The sequence below is a fragment of the Leucobacter sp. OH1287 genome (assembly GCF_003859945.1).
In the GTDB taxonomy this organism is placed as follows: domain Bacteria; phylum Actinomycetota; class Actinomycetes; order Actinomycetales; family Microbacteriaceae; genus Canibacter.
On record NZ_RQYM01000012.1, the window covers coordinates 17492 to 34528 of the forward strand.

19 protein-coding genes are annotated in these 17037 nt (G+C 60.5%); 6 read left to right on the top strand and 13 right to left on the bottom strand.

The features are described from left to right. Position 1 precedes the first annotated feature (1 nt). Genes EII30_RS07205 through EII30_RS07215 form a run of 3 tightly spaced genes read right to left on the bottom strand, consistent with a single transcriptional unit; the run spans position 2 to position 1753 of the window. The gene (locus tag EII30_RS07205; RefSeq protein ID WP_124886658.1) at positions 2–736 is read right to left on the bottom strand and encodes an SDR family oxidoreductase; all 735 of its coding nucleotides are present in this window, start codon (positions 734–736) and stop codon (positions 2–4) included. Beyond that, positions 737–1522: an isoprenyl transferase gene (locus EII30_RS07210; protein WP_124886659.1), complete on the bottom strand. Its 786-nt coding sequence runs from the start codon at positions 1520–1522 to the stop codon at positions 737–739. A 9-nt stretch (positions 1523–1531) separates the two neighbouring features. Beyond that, a complete protein-coding gene (locus EII30_RS07215; protein ID WP_124886660.1) occupies positions 1532–1753 on the bottom strand; it encodes a hypothetical protein in 222 nt (73 codons plus the stop codon). 140 nt (positions 1754–1893) lie between these two features. Between EII30_RS07215 and EII30_RS07220 the strand changes: the two genes are divergently transcribed. Next, the gene (locus tag EII30_RS07220) at positions 1894–2616 is read left to right on the top strand and encodes a hemolysin III family protein (RefSeq protein WP_124886661.1); all 723 of its coding nucleotides are present in this window, start codon (positions 1894–1896) and stop codon (positions 2614–2616) included. A gap of 65 nt (positions 2617–2681) precedes the next feature. On the opposite strand, the gene EII30_RS07225 is transcribed toward EII30_RS07220, so the two are convergent. Both EII30_RS07225 and mca read right to left on the bottom strand, forming a co-directional pair. Continuing rightward, positions 2682–3014 (bottom strand): hypothetical protein, encoded by a 333-nt coding sequence (locus EII30_RS07225; RefSeq protein WP_124886662.1) that lies wholly within the window; start codon positions 3012–3014, stop codon positions 2682–2684. A 12-nt stretch (positions 3015–3026) separates the two neighbouring features. Beyond that, positions 3027–3887, bottom strand: a complete 861-nt coding sequence (gene mca / locus EII30_RS07230; protein WP_124886663.1) for a mycothiol conjugate amidase Mca — start codon at positions 3885–3887, stop codon at positions 3027–3029. Between the two features lie 88 nt (positions 3888–3975). Between mca and EII30_RS07235 the strand changes: the two genes are divergently transcribed. Further along, a complete protein-coding gene (locus EII30_RS07235; protein ID WP_158608684.1) occupies positions 3976–4461 on the top strand; it encodes a DUF4307 domain-containing protein in 486 nt (161 codons plus the stop codon). Positions 4462–4658: 197 nt separating this feature from the next. Next, positions 4659–5138 (top strand): transcription elongation factor GreA, encoded by a 480-nt coding sequence (gene greA / locus EII30_RS07240; RefSeq protein ID WP_124886665.1) that lies wholly within the window; start codon positions 4659–4661, stop codon positions 5136–5138. Here the strand turns inward: greA and ilvA are convergent. Both ilvA and EII30_RS07250 read right to left on the bottom strand, forming a co-directional pair. Further along, complete coding sequence (gene ilvA / locus EII30_RS07245; RefSeq protein WP_124886666.1) at positions 5135–6376, bottom strand: threonine ammonia-lyase; 1242 nt, start codon at positions 6374–6376, stop codon at positions 5135–5137. The two genes, greA and ilvA, sit on opposite strands and share 4 nt — an antisense overlap. Beyond that, positions 6373–7626, bottom strand: coding sequence for an AI-2E family transporter (locus tag EII30_RS07250; RefSeq protein ID WP_233569441.1), 1254 nt, complete (start codon positions 7624–7626; stop codon positions 6373–6375). The genes ilvA and EII30_RS07250 overlap by 4 nt, the downstream gene beginning before the upstream one ends. A gap of 81 nt (positions 7627–7707) precedes the next feature. Here EII30_RS07250 and EII30_RS07255 point away from each other — a divergent pair, with 81 nt between their 5' ends. Further along, complete coding sequence (locus EII30_RS07255) at positions 7708–7986, top strand: glutaredoxin domain-containing protein (RefSeq protein WP_124886667.1); 279 nt, start codon at positions 7708–7710, stop codon at positions 7984–7986. On the opposite strand, the gene EII30_RS07260 is transcribed toward EII30_RS07255, so the two are convergent. The 4 genes from EII30_RS07260 to EII30_RS07275 form a co-directional block, all read right to left on the bottom strand. Next, on the bottom strand, positions 7951–10161 hold the full coding sequence (locus EII30_RS07260) for a DEAD/DEAH box helicase (RefSeq protein WP_124886668.1): 2211 nt from the start codon (positions 10159–10161) through the stop codon (positions 7951–7953). The genes EII30_RS07255 and EII30_RS07260 overlap by 36 nt on opposite strands. Positions 10162–10401: 240 nt before the next feature. Beyond that, the gene (locus EII30_RS07265; protein ID WP_158608685.1) at positions 10402–11406 is read right to left on the bottom strand and encodes an ABC transporter substrate-binding protein; all 1005 of its coding nucleotides are present in this window, start codon (positions 11404–11406) and stop codon (positions 10402–10404) included. A gap of 88 nt (positions 11407–11494) precedes the next feature. After that, positions 11495–12325 carry an ABC transporter ATP-binding protein gene (locus EII30_RS07270; protein ID WP_124886670.1) on the bottom strand — a complete coding sequence of 277 codons (831 nt, stop codon included), beginning with the start codon at positions 12323–12325 and terminating at the stop codon, positions 11495–11497. 1 nt (position 12326) lies between these two features. Next, positions 12327–13367 (bottom strand): iron ABC transporter permease, encoded by a 1041-nt coding sequence (locus EII30_RS07275; RefSeq protein WP_124886671.1) that lies wholly within the window; start codon positions 13365–13367, stop codon positions 12327–12329. Between the two features lie 83 nt (positions 13368–13450). On the opposite strand from EII30_RS07275, the gene EII30_RS07280 reads away from it, so the two are divergent. Together EII30_RS07280 and hemQ are read left to right on the top strand one after the other, a co-directional pair. Next, positions 13451–14548, top strand: a complete 1098-nt coding sequence (locus EII30_RS07280) for a ferrochelatase (protein ID WP_124886672.1) — start codon at positions 13451–13453, stop codon at positions 14546–14548. Between the two features lie 44 nt (positions 14549–14592). Beyond that, positions 14593–15342 carry a hydrogen peroxide-dependent heme synthase gene (hemQ, locus tag EII30_RS07285; protein WP_124886673.1) on the top strand — a complete coding sequence of 250 codons (750 nt, stop codon included), beginning with the start codon at positions 14593–14595 and terminating at the stop codon, positions 15340–15342. Here hemQ and EII30_RS07290 read toward each other — a convergent pair. Both EII30_RS07290 and EII30_RS07295 read right to left on the bottom strand, forming a co-directional pair. Beyond that, complete coding sequence (locus EII30_RS07290) at positions 15339–16280, bottom strand: bifunctional riboflavin kinase/FAD synthetase (RefSeq protein ID WP_124886674.1); 942 nt, start codon at positions 16278–16280, stop codon at positions 15339–15341. The genes hemQ and EII30_RS07290 overlap by 4 nt on opposite strands. Before the next feature lie 81 nt (positions 16281–16361). Then, the gene (locus tag EII30_RS07295; protein ID WP_124886699.1) at positions 16362–16805 is read right to left on the bottom strand and encodes a hypothetical protein; all 444 of its coding nucleotides are present in this window, start codon (positions 16803–16805) and stop codon (positions 16362–16364) included. Positions 16806–17037 lie beyond the last annotated feature (232 nt).

Genomic DNA, 17037 nt, shown 5'->3' on the forward strand with positions numbered 1-17037 from the left:
CCTACCATCCGGGGGTGGTTTGCATTCCGCAGTCAACAACCAGGTTGTGACCGGTTATTGCCGTCGCGTACGGCGAGGCTAAAAACAGGCAGGCGTTGGCAACATCGTCGCCGCCCACCAGTCGGCCAAGCGGGGCGTGGGAAAGCCAGCTATTAACCCCCTCCGGCCAGTCGCCTGCCAGATTTGGGCGCTCAATTAACCCCGGTGAGACGGCATTAACGCGGATCCCCCGCGACCCCAGCTCCAGGGCAGCAGCCCGCGCGTGCATTATCACCGCCGCCTTACTCACCGCGTAGTGCGCGTGCCCGGTTGCGGGCCGCTCGCCCTCAATGGAGGCGATGTGGGTTATCCAGGATCCCTCCCCGAGCAGCTCAGCGGCCGCCCGCGTCACCGTGAACGGCACAGTGCTGTTCAGGTGCTGCACCGCACTCCACTCCTCCTCGGCCAGCTCCTGGTGCGCCTTCACCAGCTGCACCCCGGCGTTGTTAATAACACCGGTCAGCCCGCCAATCATCCGGTGGGCCTCCCTAACCAGCTGCTCCCCCGCACCGGGGGCAGTTAGATCCTGCGCCACAAACTGACAGCCGAACTGTTCGGCGAGCGCTTCGCCGCGGTGTGGATCGCGGGTGTGCAGCAGCACCGTCGCGCCGGCGTCCAAGAACCTCGCCGCGAGGGATCCGCCAAGCCCGCCGGATGCCCCGGTAATCAGTACCTTTTGCCCGTTCAGCTGCAACATTTATGCTCCGTATCTGCGGCTGCGCCGCGAGTAGTCACGCAGCGCACGCAGCAGGTCTACCTCGCGCAGGTCGGGGTAGAGCGCCTCCACGAAATAGAACTCGGAGTGCGCGGACTGCCAGATCATAAAATCGCTCAGCCGCTGCTCACCGCTTGTGCGGATCACCAAATCCGGGTCGGGCTGGCCGCCCGTCCAGAGGTGCTCACCGATTAGTTCCGGGGTTAGCACCTCGGCGAGGTCATCGATTGTGCCGCCGCGCTGTTTATGGTTCTCCACGATTTTGTGCACCGCCGCCGTAATCTCGCTGCGGCCGCCGTAGCCGACCGCGAGATTAACGTGCAGACCGGTGTTGCCTCGGGTTTTATCCTCGGCGGTTTGCAACGCCAGACGCAGCTGGGACGGTAACAGTTCGGGTTCGCCGACGTGCTGGATCCGCCAGCCGGGAATCTCGGAAATCTCGGCGGCGAGCTCCCCAATGATCTGGAAGAGTTCTTCAAGCTCGCTGGTTTTGCGGCTGCGCAGGTTGTCGGCGGAGAGCAGGTAGAGCGTGACAACGCCAACGCCTGCGCCCGCGCACCAGCCCAAAAACTCGGGAATCTTCTTGGCGCCCGCGCGGTGACCGACGGCTGCGTGTTCAAGCATCCGCTGTTTCGCCCAGCGCCGGTTACCGTCAACAATCACAGCGATGTGGCTGGGTAGCTGATCCTGATTCAGCTGTTTGCGCAACCGCCACTGATAGAGCCTGTAGATCAGACTCGTCTGGGTTTTTTGCGCGGATGCTGCCATATTTTAATTCTACCGGTTACGGTTTTGGGTTTTGCTGCGGAACCTTCTGATCGTGTACATAACCCAGAAACCTGCTGCACCAAAGATCGGGATCAGCAGAATAATCACCGACATCCACATGCGCTCCCGCTGCCAAACCAGCGGTGAGGTGTTGGCGACAACCAGTGTGCCAACGGTAATAATAAAGGCGAAAAAGAGAATCGGCAGCAGCGCGAAGTTGAGTTCTAACATTATATTCCTGATCTAAAATACAAGCCCTGTGCGGCAGAGCCGGCGGTGCGACTGACGGAGCAGCCAGCGCTGGAGCCAGCGGCGGAGCCGGCAGCGGGCAAGGGGTGGGTATTCCCAGTCTACAAGTCTAGAATACAGTTATGTCTGAATCAGCACGCCGCAGTCTCCCATCCCCCGACGCTATCTCCCTGCCGCTGATCGACTCAGCCGCTGGGGGTGGATCCCCCAAACCGCTGCTGCGCGGTTGGCTGCACCTGGGAACCGTGCCGTTCGCGATTGCCTGCGGTGTTGTTTTGATCTGTCTCGCGCAGGGAGCACTTAGTAAGTGGGCGGCCACGATCTACATGCTGACAAGCCTGCTGCTGTTCACCATCTCGGCTCTCTACCACCGTATCAACTGGTCGGCGCGGGTGAAGGCAGTGTTCAGAAGGATCGATCACGCCAATATTTTCCTGCTGATCGCCGGCACCTACACGCCCATCGCAATCGGCACACTGCCGCTGCAGAAGGCGTGGACACTGCTCGCGGTTGTCTGGTCAGGGGCGCTGCTCGGTCTGTTCTTCCGAGTGTTTTGGCTGTCTGCGCCACGCTGGCTATATGTGCCGCTGTATCTCGCGCTCGGCTGGGCCGCGATCTTCTACATTGTTGATATTGCCCGCGGTAACCTCGCCGTGATGATCCTGGTTCTCGTCGGTGGTGGACTCTACTCCCTCGGCGCTGTAGCCTACGGCACCAAGTGGCCGCTGCGCAGCAACAGGTATTTCGGGTTTCACGAGGTGTTCCACAGCTGCACCGTGGCGGCGTTCTTCTGCCACTGGGTAGCCTCGCTTTTGGCGCTGCTCGACCCGGTCTATCTGCGCTAGCGACGTAACCGCCGGGAGCTTGGTTGGTGGCCAGCTCTAGCGAGCCACGCTAGCCACCCCGGAGGCTAGCCGCGCTCTGGGGCGCCGCCGTTTTCTGGGGCGTCGCCGCTCGCATCGGTGTCGCCCACCGGATCCGCACCCGCCGCAGCATCGCGAGCCACGTGATCCGCACCCGCCGCAGCATCGCGAGCCGCGAGCTCCTCCGCGATCTCCTGCTGCACCTCTTCCCGGTAACTGATCCGGCGAAGCGTCCGCACAATAAAGAAGCCCAGCCCAAACACCAGAATCGCGAGCACCGCAATCGCGGTGAAGCCCTCAATACCGGGGGTGACCGCGGCAGGATCCACCGGGTTTTCCTCCGGGGTGGATCCGTCTAACCAAAGCAAAATCGACCTCACCGCTGCTCCTCCTTACGCTGTTATGCCCTGGAACAGGTCTGCCTCAAACTGCGCCGTTGGCACGCGCGAGGCTGCGAGCCGAAAGTCCTCAAACGGCCACGCCTCACGCTGCACCTCGTTAGGCCAGAAGAAGAACGAGCTTTCAGGACTGACCTGGCTGGCGTGAGCACGCAGAGCGAGGTCTCGCTGCTCCAGATAGTTGCTTATCTCAATCTTAGCTGTTCCCTGGTAGGGGCGATCCTTAAACCGCTCCAGAATCTCTGCCAGCCTGGCGGCTGTTTCCGGGTCGCTGCTCGTGGCAACCAGCGCCTGATACAGCGCGCTGAACCGTTCAACGTGGAAGATCTCTTCGTAGTAGAGCTTCTTAATCTCCCACGCCGGCCCGGCATCTGGGTAGCTTGCCGGGTCACCTGAGCGATCCCAAGCGATCTTACTGATCTCGTGGCAGCGGATATGGTCGGGGTGCGGGTAGCCGCCGATCTCGTTGTAGGTGATCATCACGTGCGGTTTAAACTCGCGGACAATCCTCACCAGCGCCTCAGCCGACACCTCGGCTGGCACGTCCGCGAAACTGAGCGGCGGCACCGGATCCCCCGCGGGCGGCAACCCCGAATCCTCATAGCCCAGCCAAACGTGATCGAACCCGATAATCTCCTGCGCGCGTGCCATCTCACGGCGGCGCACACCCGCGATATCACGGTGCGATTCGGGATCCATCAAAACAGCCTCGTTGAGAATATCGCCCCGCTCACCACCGGTGCAGCTCACAATCAAAACCTCAGCCCCCTGGTCGAGGTAGTGAGCGTAGGTTGCCGCGCCCTTGCTCGACTCATCGTCAGGGTGTGCGTGCACGGCGATTAGACGCAACGCCATTCGAAAGCCTTTCGTGTGTGGTTTTTAAGTTGTACCGTCTAGACTTAGTACCGTAGTTAATTTTAGTGCTAACTTGAAGGTGCAGTCTGTGAGTTTACGTTCCGGTCGCAGCGATGAAGAGTTTGAAGACTCAGTGCTCGGTTTTACCGCCTCACAACCGGCTGACACCCATGCGCAGCTGCAAAACTCCCGGTACGGGGCTAAAAAGCGCAGGCGCGGCGACTTTTTGCTATATGGCGCACTGGCAACGGCGCTGCTCGCGATTGGTGCGGCGTTCTTCTTTAACGGCAACCTGACAAGCCCAAAAACCAGCGTTAGTGTGCGCGATGTGAAACACAAAATCGTTTCCGCCGCTGAGGCAGAGCTCACCTTTGAGGTAACCGCGCCGGGCGATATGACGGTTGCCTGCGCGATTGAGGCGCTCAGCCCCTCGAACGCGCCCGTTGGCTACTATGTGACGGTGATTCAGCCCTCCGGCACCCCCGCTCGGGTGGCGACGCAGCGGATCCGCACCAACGCCGAGGCTACGACCATCACCGCCAGGCTGTGTTGGGAGCAGCAAGACGTCAGCTAACGACCGGGGTTAAACCTGTGACTGAGCACTTTCCCACTGTTTTCTGAGCTGTTGTTTGTTAGACTTGGTGCTGATGCTCCGCGGACTGCGCGGGGCTTTCTTATTAGCGTGCCGCAGCCGCTGACGCCCGCAACAAAAACCACCGGGCAAAACAGCAAAATCGGGCGGCACACCAAGACGAACCGGAGGGGTTTACCTTGACAGAGAAGACCTGGCTCACACAGGAGGCGCACGACCGCCTCGCCGCAGAGCTTGAGGAGCTCACAACCACCGGGCGCAAAGAGATTGCCGCCCGGATTGAGGCGGCTCGTGAAGAGGGCGACCTGAAAGAGAACGGCGGTTACCACGCTGCGAAGGACGAGCAGGGCAAGATGGAGGCGCGGATCCGCGACCTGGAGCACCTGCTGAAAACCTCGATTGTGAAGGATGCACCGCAGAGCTCAGGCGTTGTTGAGATTGGCACTGTGATCACCGCGATTGTGCACGGTGATGAGGAGAAGTTCCTGCTCGGCAGCCGTGAGATCGGCGAGGGCAGCGACCTTGATGTTTACAGCCCGGAGAGCCCGCTCGGCGAGGCAATTCTGGGTCTTAAGGTTGGCGAAACCGCAATCTACACAGCCCCAACCGGCGCTGAGATCGCCGTTGAGGTGACCGCGGTCGAAACCTTCCGCGGCTAGTAGCGCTCACCAACCCGCACAACATACCCCGCCTCGCGCAGCGCCGCAACAACCTGTGCGCCGTGCTCACTGCCGCGAGTTTCGATGTGCAGTTCCAGCTCAACATCGCTGATCGGCAGCTCGGTTGCGTGGCGGGTGTGCAAAACCTCAATCACGTTGGCGTGCTGCGCCGCAACAATCTCGGCTGTGCGAACCAGCTGACCCGGATGATCGGGCAGCAGGATCCGCAGCTTCAGATAGCGGTTCGCAGCCGCCAAACCGTGACCGATAACGCGCTGCAGCAGCAGCGGGTCAATATTGCCGCCGGAGAGCACGGTCGCGGTTGGGCCGGCGGAGTTGATTTTGCCGGTGATCATCGCCGCAACGCCGGCGGCGCCAGCGGGCTCCACAAGCAGTTTTGAGCGCTCCAGCATTAACACGATCGCTCGCGCAATATCATCGTCGCTGACGGTCACAACATCGTCAACGTACTCCGAGATGACGTCAAAGTTGAGAATCCCCGGTTTCGCCACAGCGATACCGTCGGCGATAGTCGCCTTGGTTTTAATCGTCACCGGGTGACCGGCCGCGAGCGAAACCGGGTAGGCAGCCGCGTTCTCCGCCTGCACACCAACCACCCGGATCGCTTTATCGTTCGCCTCCGCCCACTGTTTTGCCGCGGCCGCCATCCCCGAGATCAGACCGCCGCCGCCGATTGGCACAACCAGCGTCTCAATATCGGGTGCGTCCTCCAGCATCTCCAGCGCGATTGTCCCCTGCCCAGCAATCACCGCCGGATCATCAAACGGCGGAATAAACAGCGCCCCCGTGTCCTCCGCGAAACGGTTTGCAGCAGCGAGCGACTCCTCAACATTAACCCCGACCAGTTCCACGTGCGCGCCATAGTTCCGTGTCGCTTGCAGCTTCGGCAGCGCCACCCCGAGCGGCATGAAAATGGTTGCGGTAATCCCCAGCTCCCGCGCCGCAAAGGCAACACCCTGCGCGTGATTCCCCGCCGAGGCGGCGACAACACCGCGTGCCCGCTCCTCCTCCGACATCTTTGACAGCCGGTTGTAGGCGCCGCGCAGCTTATAAGCACCGGTGCGCTGCAGATTCTCGCACTTCACATAGACCTGTGAGGCGCCGATCTGCTCAGCCAGGAAACGCGAGGTAGCAAGCGGCGTCCGCTGCACAACCCGCCTCACCGTCTCTCTCGTCTGCTCAAACTCCTCAAGGGTTGGCGGGGTGTACTTTGTCACCTGGTTTCCTTTCGTAGGGCACGTTTCAAGCTCCTTAAACGGCCGCGCGCCGTTAACCGGTTACGCCGCTGCGCGTGATATTTCTTGAGCGGATCCTCCATCCCCCGCCATTTGCCGTCCACCAGACTGTTAACCATCGAGTTGGCGCTCGCCGCAATTGGCACAGCAAACAGCGCACCCGGGATACCCGCGAGGATCGCACCGGTTGAAACCGCTATAACCACGCCGAGCGGGTGCACCTTCACGGCGTTACCCATAACCAGCGGCTGTAGGATGTTGCCCTCCAGCTGGTTGACGATCAAAACAACCAGCAACATCAGCACCGCCGTCAGCGGGCCGTTGTAGACGAGCGCTACCAGGCAGGCGATTGCGCCGGTTGTGATCGCACCGAGGAACGGGATAAATGATCCCAAAAAGACCATAATCGCGATCGGCGTGGCAAGCGGCACCTGCAGAATGATTGCACCCAGCCAGATACCGACCGCGTCCACGAAGGCGACCAGGATCTGCACACGCACATACTGACCGACCGAAACCCATCCCGCTTTTGCCGCGACATCGAGCGGCGCGTGCGCGCGTGACGGCAGGAAACCAAGCACCCAGTACCAGATTCTACGGCCGTCAAGCAGCATAAAGATGAGCGAGAAAATTGCGAGGATCGCACCTGCAACGAACTGCCCAACACCGGAGGCAACACCGAGCGCGCCGCTCCACAGGCGTGCCTGGTGGGTCTCAACCGCCTTCAGCACGTCATTCCAGCCGACCGTGTAGTCTGACAGGTCGATGCCGAACGGTTTCGAGTGCAGCCAGTCAAGCGCCTCATTCCAAACATAGGCGATCCGGTCGCTGATACCGTTTAGACCGCTCATAAACTGTGTAACAATCAGCCAGACCAGCACCCCGACAGCAACAAACAGCGTCACAAGCGCCAACAGCACACCGATTACGCGCGGCAGTCGCAGCTTTTTCACCGTCAAGTCGACGATCGGCTGTAACAGCGCGGCCAAGAGAATCGCCACCAGCACGGGGATCACAATCACCCGCAGCTGCACAATCCCCCAGATAAGCACCGCGCTGGCAGCGCAGATTAAAAGTAGGCGCCACGACCAGGCAGCAGCAACCCGCACGCCGAGCGGCAGGTAGACAGCAGCATCCCTTGGCAGTTCAGTCTCATGATCCTTGCCAGCGCCGAGCGCACGCCCAACGGTTTGCGGGGCGCTGTCTTGATTTGAGTGCTCGCGGTTATTCACACGATAATTTTACATCCGGGAATAGAGCGTAGGCTTGAAGTGTTATAACTCTCTGTTGAAAACTAATCTGAAAGGTAAAAAATGACCGCTATCGCAGACCTGAAAGAGTTCGTTCCAGCTGAGAACACAATCACCATGTTCACAACCGACTGGTGCAGCTACTGCAAGCGTCTGAAGCTGATGCTCGCGAGCACCGACATCGCCCTCAACGAGGTGAACATTGAGACAACACCGGGAACCGAGGAGCTTGTGAAGTCACTCAACGGTGGTAACGCGGTTGTGCCAACCGTGGTGTTCCCCGACGGCACAACCGCAACAAACCCGTCAATCACCGAGGTGAAGGCCCGCATCGCTGGCTAGCCCGCGGCGCTCAATCTCGGCCCGCAGCAGCTGCATCAGCACGCCAAGCTGCACCGGATCACTGTTCTCTTCGCTCTGCACATCCCCGTCAAGCGCGCGAGCGGCAAGGCCCGCCTTCGCGTCGATGAGTTCCGCGATCCGCTGATCAACGGTTTGTGCCGCAACAATTCGCCACGCGGTTACCGGCTCCTCCTGGCCGATGCGGTGGACGCGGTCAATCGCCTGCGTCTGCTCAGCATCGGTCCAGCTGAGCTCAGCCAGCACCACGTTCGAACTCGCCTGCAGGTTAACACCAACACCGGCAGCTGTCAGTGAGCAAACAATGACGTGAACATCAGGGTCATTATTGAAGGCGTCAACCGCCTCCTGCCGAGCCTGGGCACTCTGCTCGCCGCGGATCGAGACGGTCTTTAGCCCGCGATCCGCCAGCGCCGCAATCACCTGGTCCATCACGTCAACGTGTTTGGCAAAGAACACAACCTTGCCAACCGAGCGCACCAGCTGCGCGGTGTAGTCGGCAGCGAGCTGCGCTTTTGCGGTGCCGATCTGGCGCACCAGGGAGAAGACGTTAACGCCCTCGCCGGCGCCGCCGTCCTCGTCAAACTCCTGCAGGCAGACCATTCTGATCAGCTGTTCGTCGCTCAGAGTTGCGCCGAGTTTACCCGCCTTCAGCCTGCTAAAACTATCAAAGAGACGGTCTGCGAGTCGCTGCTCGGCAGCGTTGATCTCTGGCGCGAGTGCTCCGTCAAGCTCAACCGGCAGATCTATCACCTGCTTCTCGGGCAGGTCTTTCGCAACGTCGACCTTACGACGGCGGACAATGCCAAGATCTACAACCGCTTGTCTCGCTGACGGATAAAACGCCGCATCGGCCGGCGTGAAACCGTTTGCTTCAAGCTGTGCGAGCAGCTTCTTTGCCGGCTGTTTCTCGTCAATCCACCCGAGGAATCGCCAGATCGCGAGGAAGTCGTCAATGTCGTTAATCAGCGGCGTGCCGGTGAGTGCGATCAGCAGCGGGTCATGCCCGGGGACGCGCTCACGGATCCGCTCGGCAATGTTGAGCACGTTGCGGGAGCGGTTTGACTGCACGTTTTTAATCATGTGCGCCTCGTCAACCACCATGCCCTTAAAACCGAAAGCGGCAAGCCAGCTGAGGTGCCGGTCGAGGATGTCGTAGTTGATGATGAAGATGTCGGCGAACGGATCCACGTCAGCGCCGTCGCCGTGCACAACGGTGACGCGCCGTGACGGCGTCCAGAGCTTCGCCTCGCGCGCCCAGTTCATCTTCACAACGTTCGGCGCAACAACCAGCAGCGGGTAGCTGTCTGAGACGGCGGCCGCGAGCAGCGACTGCGCGGTTTTGCCGAGGCCCGGCTCGTCCGCGAGCAGGAAGCTGCGGTGACCGGCGGCAACCGACGCGAGGAAGCGTGCCTGGTGCGGCATCAGCGCCAACCCGACCGGTGAGATCCTGTCGTTTACCGGCGGCTCCGGCAGCTGCATCGTCGCCGCGGTCGTTGAACCCTGTTCAAAGGATTTCAGCAGCGGGTTCAACAGCTCCCAGTTTGCCAGGTGCACAACCGGCTGCGGCTGTTTCGGGGTGTTAAGAATCGGTGCCTGGAATGGGTTTGCGAGCTTGCGCTTCGCAATCCCCGCGGGCACAACCTGCCGCTCAACAAACTCTGCCGGCACCGTCGCCGCGGCAACAGAGGTTGGGGTTTCCTCCGGCGCCTCCAGCCCGGCTTGCTCCATCATCTTGCGTTTCAGCTGCAGTGTTGCCTCGGTGATTGGTGTCTCCGGCTCCAGCAGCTGAATCAGCGAGGTGTCTTTTGCGGCGGTTTTCACGAGCACCGCGGCAACGCCGTCGAGCCGCTTCAGTGTCTCCTCGCGCTCCGCCTCACTGACCTCGGGGTTGTCTTTCACCCGCGCCAACTCCTCACGCATCAAAAGCGCAACCACGTGGAACTTGGTGCGGTTTAGCGGGGTTGCTTTGCCGCGCTGCGCGGAAGCCTCAACCTCGCGGCTGGCGAGCGCGAGCAGCGGGATAATCCCCTCGTTCTTGACGTAGCGACGCTTGGTGGATCGCGGCCTGCCGCCCTTCTTCGCGGTTGACGCACTTCTTGTCCCGGCTTTGGTTGCCGCTGCGGTTGTCGCTGCTGTGGCAGATTTAGGTGCCAAAAAACACTCCTGTTTTAGAAAGTTATGCCGAACCTGTGCCGACCCTTGAGACTGCTTAAATAACGTCCAATTAACGTAGCTTGCGCACAGTCTGTGCAGTTACTGCTCTATAACACTGTTGTTAAACAGTCCTCAGCCAATTCTATTAGATGCTTCTCAAACAAGCAAACTCCGGCAGATCGCCAGCATCTTAGTGGCGGGGTGGATCCGTCGGAGCCTGCTGTTTAGCGCTTCAGGTGTTTAGAGTGAATCGATCCACTCGGTGAGCTGCTTCAGACCGCTGATGGTGTCGGTGACACCGAGCGCCTGCACGTAGCGGCCCTCGATCAGCTTGATCTTGTCCCCGGAAACAGCCGGCAGCTGCGCAACCGCCTGGTTGTTCAACAGCTCCTGGAACATTGCTTTACCGCTGCCGTTCATGTCAATTAACAGAATTGCGTCAGGGTTTGCGGCCACGATCTGTTCCGCGGAGATTGGCCCGGTGATCTCAATGCCGAGCTCAGAGCTGACCGAGGTTCCGCCAGCGAGTTCCAGCAGCTCCAGCGGCACCGCGTTACCAGCGGTGATGAACGCGCGACCGGCCTGGTTGTTGAGCACCAGGATCCGCTTTGCGTCCGCGCTGTCGGCGGCCTTCTTGTCCTTCTTAGCGAGGCCGTCGCTCAGTTCCTTCTCAAGATCGCCAACCTCTTCATCGGCGCCGATTGCCTCAGCGATAACACCGATGTTGGTTTTCAGGCTGTCGATTGAGGTCCAGGCCGAAGGCAGCAGCAGTGTTTTAATCCCCGCGCCCTCGAGAACCGGTTTGATGCGATCCGCAATGCCGTGACGGCTGCTCATCACAACTAGGTCAGGGGTCGCAGCGAGCACCTGCTCAGCGTTCAACTCTGTGCTGCTCGGGAAGGATGTTTCAACCTTGGTGAAAACATCCGGGGTGGCAGACAGTGCCGGGTTTTGCAGCGCCTGCGAAGCCATCACCAGGTTACCTGCGTAGCCGAGGGCTGCGATCACCGCGCCGCTCTCGTGGTCGAGTGCCACGATCCGCTTCGGCTGCTCAGCGATCTCAAGCTCATAGGCTTCTGTGTCAGCGCCGGCAGGCACCTTCACAGTGCGCGGGAACTCGGCAACAACCTGCTCCTCCGCGGCTGGTTTCTCAGCCTCTTTGGTCTCGGCAGTGCCCTGGCATCCGGTCAGGAATGCGAAGCTTGCAAGCGCGGTTAACGCGGCCGCGAGAACTCTGGGTTTCACTTTTGTTTGGTTTCCTTCCAAGTGGAGCAGCGCAGGCGAGGTATTGTCTGCACCGCGGTTTTCTGGTTTGGCTTATCGCCGTGAGGGGTTAAACGCCGAGAGATGTGTGCTCTCGAACGGTTGCTGCGTCACACACTCCAGCGCATTTGGCGTCCTCACAATCCTCGGTTGTGATGAACCTCCTGCCGCGCGAGGTTGTGTGAACACTTGTTTGCACACCGTATGCCTGGTGTACCAACTCTGGGTTGAGCACGTCATGCGGTGCTCCGGCGTGACTGCGGCCCTCGCGGTCAAGCAACAGAATCTTGGTGCAGGCGTTTAACGCCATGCTTAAATCGTGCAGCGCACAGATAACGATTTTGCCCTCGTTGCCGAGGCGACGCAGCAGCTGCTCAACCGAGCGCTGGTGCCGAAGATCGAGCGCCGCGGTTGGCTCGTCGAGGATAACAATCGGGGTGTCCTGTGCGATAACCCTGGCGATCTGCACCAGCTGACGCCAGCCACCGGAGAGGGTGCCGTAGGCGCGATCCGCTAAATCAATCGCCCCAACCATCTCCAGCGCCGAAGCAACCTGCTCGTCAACATTCTCGGCACCCCCTGCCCTGGCGCCAACCGCGACCAGGTCCTTCACCAGCAGCTCGTCGGGGGCGCGCAAATCCTGGGTGAGCATCGAAATAATTTTGGCGCGTTGCCTCGAGGTCATCTGCGACAGCGTCCTGCGACCGTAGAGGGCGGATCCGTACCGCGCGATTCTGGTGTGGGCAACCGCGCTGAGCAGCGATGACTTCCCGACCCCGTTAGGCCCAACAACCCCCAGGACAGTGCCCGGTTTAATGTTCAGCGTCAGCGGGTGGCTGAGTGCGAACCCGCCGCGCCTGGCGCCAAAGTTGAGCAGTTCGAGATAGTCAGTGTTAAGCATGTTATCCTCGGCTTTGCCTCAGCAGTAAGAACAGGAAGATCGGGGCTCCAACGATCGCACAGACCACACCGGTCTGCACACGGGAACCGTCTAAAATAATGCGGGCAACGGTGTCTGCAAGCACAACAAACAGAGCACCGAAGATTGTGCTGAGCGGCAGCACGCGACTGTGTGTCGCGCCCACCAGGAGTCGCACAACGTGGGGCACAACCAGTCCCACAAAACTAATGATGCCGCTGACAGCAACAGCGGCACCAGTGACAAGGGAGGTAACCAGGAGCATAATGGTGCGCTCCCGGTTGACGTTCACACCGGAGGTTGACGCAACCTGCTCGCCGAGCGCGAGCGCGTCGAGGGAGTGCTGTTTGTAGAGCATAAACGCCAGCCCCAAAAGGATCGGGACGGTTGCGATGGCGACGTGGCTCCAGTCCCGGAAGTTCAGGTCGCCGGCGAGCCAGAACAGCGCCGAGCGGACAAGCGAATCCTCTTTTGCGTGCGCGATCAGCAGGTTAATCATCGCGCCGCACAGCGCCGAGAGCGACACGCCGACGAGGATGATGGTTGAGGATCCGAGATCTCGGCGGGTCTGCAAAACGGTCTGCAGAATCAGCGCAACGCTCGCGGCACCCGCGAAGGCGGCAAGCGGCACTCCCCAGGCGTAGGATCCGGAAAAACCGAGCGTGATACCCGCAACCGCACCAACCGCGGCACCCGCCGATACACCGGTGATTCCGGGCTCGGCGAGCGGGTTGCGCAGAATCGCCTGCATAACCGCACCAACCGTGGCGAGCGCCGCACCAACCAGCGCGGCCACCAGGATCCGCGGGATCCTAATCGACCAGATGATTGCGCTGTTCTTCGGCGAGACGCTATCGGGGGCGATCAACCCCTGCCACGCCTCCAGCGGTGAAATCGCCACAAGACCGAGCGAGATCGAGATCATGCTGCAAGCCAAAAGCGCCACAACACCGAGAGTCGCGGAGGTCCACAGCTTAAATTGCCGCTGTGTTTTCGCAACAGGTTTTTGGAGGCTTACAGACATTTTCCGCTTTTCTAGCAAAATATTTCTACAACATCAGATGATATACATCAGATGTTCTCAGAACCTGATGATAACCTGCATGTATGAAAACAACTCTGTACCCCTATGATGCAATACTGGTATGCTCCTTTGGCGGACCGAACAAAGCCGACGATGTGATCCCGTTCTTACAGAACGTCACCCGCGGTAAGGGAATCCCCGAGGAGCGCCTCAAAGAGGTTGGCGAGCACTACTACGGCTTCGGCGGTAAAAGCCCGATCAACGAGCAAAATCTGGAACTTGTTGCGGCGCTTGAAAAGGAGCTTGCACGCCGCGGCCACGCACTGCCTGTGCTGTGGGGCAACCGCAACTGGCACCCCTACACAACCGACACGCTGCGCGACGCTGCCGCGTTTGGCGCTAAGCGGATCCTCACCCTCGTAACCAGCGCCTACGCATCCTACTCCGGCAGCCGCCAGTACCGCGAGCACCTCGCGCAGTGTATTGCCGAGCTTGGCGACCGGGCACCCGAGATTGACATCATCCGCCCGTTCTTCAACGAGCCAGGCTTTGTGCGAGCAAACTACGACGCGATTATTGAGGCAGCTGACAAGCTCTCTGCGGATCTCGCAGACACCCACATTGCCTACGTCACCCACTCAATTCCCACCACCATGCAGGAGGCATCGGCCGTTACCGGCCCGGGCTACGCCGAGCAGCACGAGGATGTCATCTCGGTGATTAACGAGCTGATTAAGGAAAACCACGGCGTTGAGGTAAACAGCTCACTGTCCTACTGTTCCCGCTCCGGCAGCCCGCACGTGCCGTGGCTTGAACCAGACATTAACGACCACATTGAGGAACTCGCAAAACAGGGCGTTAAGCACCTGATTATCGCTCCGATCGGTTTTGTTTCTGACCACATGGAGGTTGCCTACGACCTTGACGAGGAGGCGCTGGAGACAGCCGAGGAGCACCAAATTGAGGCGGTTCGCGCCGGCACCGCGAGCGTTCGCGATCCGTTTGTTGCGGGCCTTGTTGACATGATTGAGCTGCGCGCGGCACGCGAGCGCGGCGAAGACGCGCCCGAAAAAACCGTTGGCGAATACCCCGCAATCCCTGACGTTGCCGAGCCCGGTTCCTGCCGGATGCGCCACGGTGAGGTGACCGGGATCCCGGTTATCGCCGGTCCAATCGACTAACTGCCGTAAAAAACCACCAGACACTCAACCAAACAAGGAGAATTATGAGCGACAACAGTTCAACCCCCGAAGCAACAGCTCAACCCGCTGAGATCCCGGTGGTTGACCACTCGCACGTTGCAGAGCAGATCAACGAGTCCATCAACTACGCGCTCTACGCCGCGTTCACCGAGACCGGTGACGGCTCTGTGGCGGATCCCGCTGCCGCCGCCGCTGGAATCACCGCGGCGCTCGCTGCTGTCCCGAACCTGACCGTTCGCGGTTTTTACGATATTTCAGGGTTTAGGGGTGACGCGGACCTGTTTGTTTGGATGCACGGCCCAACCCCCGAAACCGTGCAGGCAGGCTACCGTGCGATCGTAGAGGGCGCAAAAACCGCGCTGCAGCCGTTCTGGTCAAACATCGGTGTGCACCGCGCCGCCGAGTTTAACCGCGGCCATGTGCCCGCCTTCCTCGCCGGCGATAAAGCACGCAACTACCTCTGCGTCTACCCGTTTGTGCGCAGCCGTGAGTGGTATCTGCTGCCGGAGGAGGAGCGTCGCAAGATGCTGCGCGATCACGGCTATGCAGCGCGCGACTACCGTGACGTTTTGGCGAACACACTCGCCTCGTTCGCGCTCGGCGACTACGAGTGGCTGCTCGCTTTTGAGTCCGACAACCTGATCAGGATTGTGGATCTGATGCGTGAGCTACGCGCAACCGACGCTAGGCGGCACGTGATCGAGGAGACACCGTTCTTCACCGGTCCGCGCGTTGCCGGTGAGGCTCTGCTGCAGCGCGCGTTCCAGCGCTAGTTAGCGAGGGTGACGATCTCTCGCACCTGGGCAACATCGCTGTGCATCTGCGCGAGCAGCGCGTCGATGTTGTCGAAGGCGGTCATCCCCCGCAGCCGCTCCAGGAACTCCACCTCCACGGACTCCCCGTACAGGTTGCCGTGAAAATCGAGCAGGAACACCTCAATCTGACTCGGCGCATCCGGTGTGAAAGTGGGGTTTCCGCCAACGGAAATGGCGGCGCGGTAGGTTTCGCCGAGCACGCGCGCAAGACCCGCGTAAACTCCGTCCGCCGGCGCCAGCCCCTCATACTTCGGCTCCAGGTTCGCGGTCGGGAACCCGAGCTCGCGCCCGCGGGCTGCGCCGTGCACAACCATGCCGCGCACCGTCACCGGCCGCCCGAGTAGCTGTTTCGCCTGCGCAACATCCCCCGCAATTATCAGCTGGCGGATCCGCGACGATGAAACCCTGCCGCCGCCCACCTCGACATCCCCAACGATCTCAACCACGAAGCCGAGTTCCTCTCCGAGCTCGGTTAAAAGCGTGGTGTCACCCGCGCCGCCCTTGCCGAAACGGAAGTCAGCGCCGACCAGCACGTGTTTTGTGTTTAGTCCGGCAACGAGCACCTGCTCGGCGAACTGTCGCGGGGTGAGCTGCTGCAGCTCCCTGGTGAAGTCAACGATCAGCGTGGCGGAAACCCCGGCGGCGGCGAGCAGTTCGAGACGCTGTTCGGGGCTTGAGATGGCGGGAGGACAGTCCGCTGGACGAAGCGCCGCGAGCGGGTTCTCGGTGAACGTAAAAACACAGGACTCGAGGTTTTTTTCTGCGGCGATCTGCTGCAGTCGCTGAATAATCTGCTGGTGGCCGAGGTGGAGCCCGTCAAACTTGCCGATCGAGGTGACCGTTGGCCGTTGAAAGGCGTCAGCCGGGAGTGCCGAGAAACTTCTGAAACTGCGCATAGTGTTTTGTTTAACCGTCCAAAGTAGTTGATGCAAATGCTATTGTAGCGCTCCGGGCGCCCGCTCTGACCGCTTTTGCGGCTAGTAGAGTGACCCCTCAGCGCTGTAACCCCGGTTGCTGTCTGTCTCAGCCGCCGCCTCCTCTGCGGCATCGCGATCCATCTCGTCACCGTTTTTTAGCCACAGCATTCCCAAAATCGGCAGGAACAGCGGAATGCAGAGGTAGCCGCCACCGAAGTGTGACCAGACGGACGGGTGTCCGAACAGTTCCGGGTGGGTGAGACTGAGAATGCCGACGATAACGACGCCGCTGAACTCAAACACGAGCGCAATCCACGCGACTGTGCGCCAGATGCCGCGGCGTTTTATCAGCGCGATTGTCGCAACCACGTAGACGAGCGCGGCGAGCGCCGAGAGTGAGTACGCGAAGGGTGCCTCATCAAACTTCGAGACGATCTGGTAGAAGGACCTGCCGGTGGCGGCGACCGCGAGGATCAGGTACACCACGATCAGCACACGCCCCATGCCGCTGCCCCGGGAGCGCTGCTTCGCGGTGCGCTCGTTGACAGCACCGTGCTGAGCTGTGTTGGGGTGCTGCGCTGTGTTGGGGTGCTGCGCGGTGTTGGGGTGTTGCGCTGCAGCGTGCTTGGTTCGCTTTACAGAATGTTTGGGCACCAAACCAGTTTACTACCTATTGTTTTTACGCCCCAATGCTGCCCGCTGCTAGCAGGGCTGAGGTCACCGTCATCACCCGTGG